Source organism: uncultured Mailhella sp. (genome assembly GCF_905187505.1).
Classification (GTDB): Bacteria; Desulfobacterota; Desulfovibrionia; order Desulfovibrionales; family Desulfovibrionaceae; genus Mailhella.
Genome location: NZ_CAJJIC010000137.1, coordinates 1 through 6,063, shown reverse-complemented (window position 1 = coordinate 6,063; position 6,063 = coordinate 1). Strand labels below are relative to the sequence as shown.

The window sequence follows — 6,063 nt, the reverse complement described above, 5'->3', positions numbered from 1 at the left end:
GAATCTTCGCTTCGCGGGCGAAGCGGCACAGAAGAGGGGGCACGAAGGTTGCCGCACAAGGCGTGGAAGTCCCGGAGCGTTTTGAGGGCCGGGGTGCGACGATGCAAAAAAAAGCATCCGACGCCCGCACGTGAACGGGCATCGGATGCCGGAAGAAAAAGCCGAGTTTCTGCGTCCTGATGCCGGAAGGCGTCAGAAGGATGCCGGGAAGAGTTTTGCGTCGGCAGGCCTGAAGTTCTTGTTCAGAAAGTCCTTGCCCTGAGCGGTGTCGGTGCCGACGATGGTGACGACGCTGCCTTTCCTGCCGTTGGAAGTGAAGTAGCTGACGCCTTTGGCCTGCTGCTGGGAGAATTCTCCGACATAGGATTCACCGGAGGCCACGGGAGAGGAAACGGTGAATCCGCCCGCCTTCATGTTGTTGAGCGTCTGCTCGGCAAGCTCCTTGGCAGAAAGCGGAGCGGGCGTGACGGCAATGCTTACCGCCCCCGTGCCGTCGGGATACTGGACGATGGCGATCGTCGTTCCGTCCGCGTTCTGAACGGGGTCGGGCTGCGTCCAGCCGTCGGCGAGCGTGATGGTGAAGTCGTCGGTCTTCACTTCATCGGCAGAGGAGACGGCGGCGAAGAGAAAGACCCCGACAAAAGCGGTGACCAGGCAGAACAGGAGCTTTTTCATGCGCACTCCCTGAATTGAAGGTTTCGGCTTTTGAGATGATCGGGCAGGCCGGGCGGAGGCCCAGAGCGGTCATGTCGGCCGCTGAGCGGCGAAAGGATGCCCTGTCGCCGCCCGGAGGGGCGCTCAGACGTTGTCGAGCCTGAGGACGATATCGGTGAGAAGTTCTGCGGAGGGCAGGAGCGTGTCTTCGTTGAAGTCGAAGTCCGGAGCGTGATGTCCCGCGGCAAGACGGCTCCCCAGCATGAGATAGGCGGCGTCGCCTCCCTGCTTCTGCACGGCGGCCATGGGCACGCAGGCGTCGTCGCTGCCGTAGCCGGGCGCCGTGTCGCGTATGAGCTCCTCATGAAACCACGGTACGTCACGGGCCGCCTCGCGGACGATGCGGATTATGGAATCGTCGCTGTCCGCGCTGTCGGAACCGCCCATGAGACGGATGCGGCAATGCTGGTCGTACATGGCGGCGGTGTGTTCGATGATGGAGCGGCAGTGTTCGAACATGTAGTCGTTGATCGCCGTAGTGGCTCCGCGCGTTTCGCAGGTCATGAGCGCGTGATCGGCAATGACGTTGCGGCCGCTGCCCGCGTTGAGCGTGCCGACGGTGACGCGGGAGTCTCCGTCCCCGTGCCGGGGCAGGGCGTGCATGTTGAGGGCCGCGCTGGCCGCGGCGAGCAGGGAGTTCGCGCCCTTCTGCGGTTCGGCTCCGGCGTGGGCGGCCCGGCCGTTGAATTCCACGTCGAACTTGGTGGTGGCCAGAAAGCCGCGCGCGCCGCATACGAGGGAGTGATCCACATCGGCATGCATGCCGATGTGGGCGGCAAGAAAATGCCTTGCTCCCGCAAGCCATCCCGCGGCGGTCATGGCACGGGCTCCTCGGCATCCTTCCTCGCCGGGCTGGAAGAGAATCCGGACGTTGTGCCTGAGCGTTTCTTTTTTGCCTGCGAGCTGCCGGGCCAGCCCCAGTCCGATGGCGATGTGTCCGTCGTGACCGCAGGCGTGGCTCAGTCCCTCGTGCAGGGAGGCGAAGCCTTCCCGGGCCGGGCGATGCTCCGGAGCGTTGCTTTCCTGAACGTTGAGAGCGTCGATGTCGAAGCGCAGCACGGTATGGGCGGGCAGGTCCGGTCGGATGTCCACCACAAGCCCGGTGACGCCGTTCATGCGGTCAAGCCAGCGCTGCGGGGCGCCCTCGCGCCCGGCTCTTTCCAGCGCGGCCCGCAGCACCTCGTCGTCCGGCATGCCCATGCGGGCTTCGGGCAGGGAGACCCTTTCCCCGACGACGGGCAGAAGCCCGAAGCTTTCCAGTTCTTCCGCGATGCGCGCGGTGGTCCAGAATTCCGCCATGCCAGCTTCGGCATGCCGGTGGAACAGCCTGCGAAGCGTCGTCAGGCTTTCCTGGGTGAGGGAAGAAAGAAGTTCTGTCATGGCAGTTTCGGATAAGGAAAAGGGGAAGGAACGGCTTCCTTCCCCTGTGCATTTCAGTCTTGCGCCGGACCCCGGCTTCGGCCGGGCCCGGCCGAAGCCGGGGCGTCGTCAGATTCTCAGGCTGTCGCGGAGGTCGGTGAGACGGTTGCGGGTAAAGAGCAGGTAGGAAATGATGAGCTCTCCCGAGTTGAACGACGAAGGGATGTACGTGGGATCGTAGTTGCAGATGAGATCCATGTAGCGCATGGCCTGGGCCATGTTCTGTTCGTTGTTCTTGTTGCCGATTTCCGGGTACAGCTCATACATGGCCTTGAGGTAGTCGCGTACCACCATGATGACGCCCTGCGCTTCGTAGATGCGGTTGTCGAGAGTGTAGAAGGGCAGATCCTGGCTGTCGTTGAGCAGACCGAGGGCGTAGCCGAACACCGTTTCGCCGAGGATGAGATTGAAGGCGGAATAGATGTCGTCGGTGCGGCAGTTGTAGACGGCCTTGCCCGCAAGAAGATCCTTCTTGTACTGCTCGGTCATGGAAAGCGCCTTTTTGAAGGAGCCTTCCGCCGAGGGGATGAACAGCATGCCCCAGCGCTGGGGGCTGATGGCGAAGTAGTTGAGACGGGCGTTGTAGAGAAGGTCGTTTTCGCGGTCGTTGTTGCCGAGCTTGGCGATGACCGTGGAGTAGTGATCGAAGAGCATCTTGGTGGCCACGTAGGTGCCGAACTGCCGGTAGGCGCGGTTGTCCATGATCCAGCGGTTGAACAGAATGTCGTTGGCCGTCCAGCCGAAGGTGGAGTCAAGTTCCGCTTCCATGCGGTGCGTGAGGGCGGAGAGCAGAGCCGCGCCCTTTTCCTGTTCCGTCATGTCGTCCTTGATTTCCGCCTGATAGACGGGGAACCTGACGGGGTCGATGAGCGTGTAGAGCTTCTGTGAGCCCCATACGGTGAACAGAATGCCGACAAACAGCAGAACCTGAATGCCGAGCGTTTTGGCTACGATGATGAAGTGCCGCTTTTCGGGGTGAATCATGCGAGTCTCCTGAAGAGTGGGTGGTTCCGTCGGACGGAGCGGGCCCCGTCCCGACAAGGAAAAGATAATCATGCTCCCTGTTCCGTCCAGAGTTTTTGGGTGCTCCATCCACAGGTGTGAGGACGGCGGCCCGACGCTTTCATGAACGGAAAAAGGAGCGTCAGAACACCCGGCAGCCGTCTTCCGTGATGACGGCCATGTATTCCCAGCGAGCGCCGCCCCATCCGGGGAAGTAGAGGCCCGGTTCGATGGTGACGATCATGCCCGGCTTAAGAGGGCTGATGCTGGTGGGGCTGAGACGGGGGCCTTCGTGGGTCTCAAGGCCCACGCCGTGCCCGAGGGAATGGGTGAAGTATTTGTCCATGCCGCAGGAAGCAAAGTAGTCCACGGCGATCTGATGCACTTCCCTGCCCGTGACGCCGGGACGCAGGGCGGCAATGGCGCGGCGCTGCGCTTCCTGCACGCGCTCGAGCATTTCCGTGAAGCGCGGGGAGGGCGTGTTTCCTATCCACCAGGTTCTTGTCTGATCGGAGCAGTAGCGGTTCAGACGGCAGCCTTCATCCACGAGCACCATGCACTCGTCCGTGAACACGGCCGGAGAGTCCGGGGCATAGTGCGGCAGGGCGGCGTTGGCGTTCATGGCCACGATGGACGGAAAGCTCAGCTCGGAAGCGCCGTGCTCGCGGTAGTATTTTTCAATGGCCCAGGCCGCGCCGGCTTCGTCCTGACCGGGAACCAGCACGGAAGGCAGCCATTCCAGCATCTTGTGATTGAGCGCCACGGATTCGGCAATGAGGCGTATTTCCTCTTCATCCTTCACCTCGCGCAGCTTTTCCACCAGACCGTCGGCGGACTTGAGCGTGAGACCGGGTTCCAGACGCTGCACATAGTTCCAGGAAAGATGCTCGGCCTCCATGCCGACGACGCCGGTGCCGCACAGATTCTTGAGCAGCCCGTTGAGCGCTTCGGACGAAGCTCCGCGGTAAATGAACACCCTTTCCCTGTCCCAGAGCTTTGCCGCGGCCTCTTCATAGCGGGAGTCGGTGCACAGCCAGTCCCTGCCGTCCTTCATGACGATGAGGCAGCCGGAGCTTTCGTTGCACTGGCAGTCGTGCAGCTCGAACCCGGAAAGGTAGAAGCGGTTGGCGGGCTGAGAGACGATGAGGGCGTCGAGCCCTTCCTCATGCATGAGGCGGCGCAGGTTTTCCCGGCGGGCCTCAAAGGTTTCCTTGTTCATGATGTCCTCGTATGCCGCGCCTTTCGGCGCGGAAGAAAGGAGCGTTTGCTCCGTGTTCGCCGGACGGCGGCGTCATTACCGCCTTTTCCCGAATATTCCTCCGAGCAGGCCGCGCACGACGGCGCGCCCCAGCTCTCTGCCCACGGTGCTGCCTATGGTGCGTCCCGCCTGCTTCACCACGGAACCGAGCATGTCTTCCCACGGGCTGCGGTAATCGCTCTCTTCGCTGTTTTCGGAAGAGGTCTGATGCTCAGCCTCCAGCACCTCGCATGCGGACTCGCGGTCCACGGGAGTGCCGTACATCCGCTGCATGGGAGAGCTGTCCATGACGGCTCTGCGTTCTTCGTCTTTCATGGCGCCCATGCCGCCTTCCGGCGGCAGAATGAGCGCACGTTCCACCATGGAGGGCGCGCCTTCGGCATCGAGGAAAGACACGAGCGCCTCACCCGTGCGCAGGGAGGAAATGACGGCTTCGGTGTCCATGGCGGGATTGGGACGAAAGGTCTCGGCGGCGGCACGCACGGCTTTCTGATCTTTCGGCGTGAAGGCGCGCAGGGCGTGCTGCACGCGGTTGCCGAGCTGCGAGAGAACGGTTTCGGGAATGTCCGAAGGGTTCTGCGTCACGAAGTACACGCCCACGCCGCGCGAGCGGATGAGACGGACCACCTGTTCGACCTTTTCGAGCAGAACGTCGGGAATGTCCTTGAACATGAGGTGTGCCTCGTCGAACATGAGCACAAGACGTGGTCTGTCGGAGTCGCCCTGTTCCGGGAGCCGTTCGTAAAGTTCCGAGAGCAGCCAGAGAAGCACCGAGGCGTAGAGACGCGGCTTTTGCATGATCTCGTCCGCGGCAAGGACGTTGATGACGCCGCGGCCGGAACTGTCGGTTGCGAAAAGATCCTCCACGTTGAGTGCGGGTTCGCCGAAGAAGGCTTCTGCGCCTTCGTCGTTCAGGCGAAGCAGGCTTCTTTGGATGGCTCCCAGGCTGGCGGGAGACACGTGTCCGTATCGTGAGGCGAGAAGTGCGCGGTTTTCCGCCGTCCATGAGGCCATGGCGCGCAGGTCCTTGAGGTCGAGCAGCAGAAGTCCGCGGTCGTCCGCCGCGTGAAACATGAGGTTGAGAATGCCCGTCTGCACGTCGTTCAGCTCCAGAAGGCGCGCAAGAAGCACGGGGCCCATGTCGCTTGCGGTGGTGCGAAGCGGCGTGCCCTTTTTTCCAGCGACATCCCAGAACTGCACCGGATAGGCGCGATTTTCGTAGCCGAGCTTTTTCAGGCCGAGCGCGTCGATGCGCGCGGCAATGCTCCCGCCGGGAGCGCCGGGGCGGCACATGGCGGCAAGGTCGCCCTTCACGTCGGTGAGAAAAACGGGAACGCCCATGGCGCTGAAGCTCTCGGCCATGGTCTGGAGCGTGACGGTCTTGCCCGTGCCCGTGGCTCCGGTGATGAGTCCGTGCCGGTTGGCCATGCGTGCTTCCATGCACAGCCGGCGGCCGTCGGGCTCAAGGGAGGCGGGATTTTCAGCAGCGGCAATGAAAAGTCGGTGGTCGGAAGTAAGCATCGTTTGTCCTTTGCGGGCAGAGCCGGGAGGCGGGGTGGAAAAGGACAGGTTTTCCTTTTCGGCCCCTGCAGATAGGACCATAAGGCTTTTTCTGAAAGGCTATGTCACAACAAACAGTTGATAAATAGCCATTTTTATAGGGGAGTATC

The 6,063-nt window shown here is 62.2% G+C and carries 5 protein-coding genes; all 5 read right to left on the bottom strand.

The annotated features are described in order from the left end of the window. Positions 1-192 precede the first annotated feature (192 nt). Positions 193-675, bottom strand: coding sequence for a hypothetical protein (locus QZZ60_RS10105; protein ID WP_295641063.1), 483 nt, complete (start codon positions 673-675; stop codon positions 193-195). 123 nt (positions 676-798) lie between these two features. Next, a complete protein-coding gene (locus tag QZZ60_RS10100; RefSeq protein ID WP_295641061.1) occupies positions 799-2,094 on the bottom strand; it encodes an amidohydrolase in 1,296 nt (431 codons plus the stop codon). A gap of 108 nt (positions 2,095-2,202) precedes the next feature. Beyond that, positions 2,203-3,117 (bottom strand): DUF2333 family protein, encoded by a 915-nt coding sequence (locus QZZ60_RS10095; RefSeq protein WP_295641059.1) that lies wholly within the window; start codon positions 3,115-3,117, stop codon positions 2,203-2,205. Positions 3,118-3,277: 160 nt separating this feature from the next. Next, positions 3,278-4,354 (bottom strand): Xaa-Pro peptidase family protein, encoded by a 1,077-nt coding sequence (locus QZZ60_RS10090; protein ID WP_295641057.1) that lies wholly within the window; start codon positions 4,352-4,354, stop codon positions 3,278-3,280. 75 nt (positions 4,355-4,429) lie between these two features. Continuing rightward, positions 4,430-5,914 carry a helicase HerA-like domain-containing protein gene (locus QZZ60_RS10085; RefSeq protein ID WP_295641055.1) on the bottom strand — a complete coding sequence of 495 codons (1,485 nt, stop codon included), beginning with the start codon at positions 5,912-5,914 and terminating at the stop codon, positions 4,430-4,432. Positions 5,915-6,063: the final 149 nt, after the last annotated feature.

Coding starts and splice junctions, on each gene's coding strand:
- QZZ60_RS10090 (WP_295641057.1), bottom strand. CDS start 4,354: ATGAACAAGGAAACCTTTGAGGCCCGCCGGGAAAACCTGCGCCGCCTC.
- QZZ60_RS10100 (WP_295641061.1), bottom strand. CDS start 2,094: ATGACAGAACTTCTTTCTTCCCTCACCCAGGAAAGCCTGACGACGCTT.
- QZZ60_RS10085 (WP_295641055.1), bottom strand. CDS start 5,914: ATGCTTACTTCCGACCACCGACTTTTCATTGCCGCTGCTGAAAATCCC.
- QZZ60_RS10095 (WP_295641059.1), bottom strand. CDS start 3,117: ATGATTCACCCCGAAAAGCGGCACTTCATCATCGTAGCCAAAACGCTC.
- QZZ60_RS10105 (WP_295641063.1), bottom strand. CDS start 675: ATGAAAAAGCTCCTGTTCTGCCTGGTCACCGCTTTTGTCGGGGTCTTT.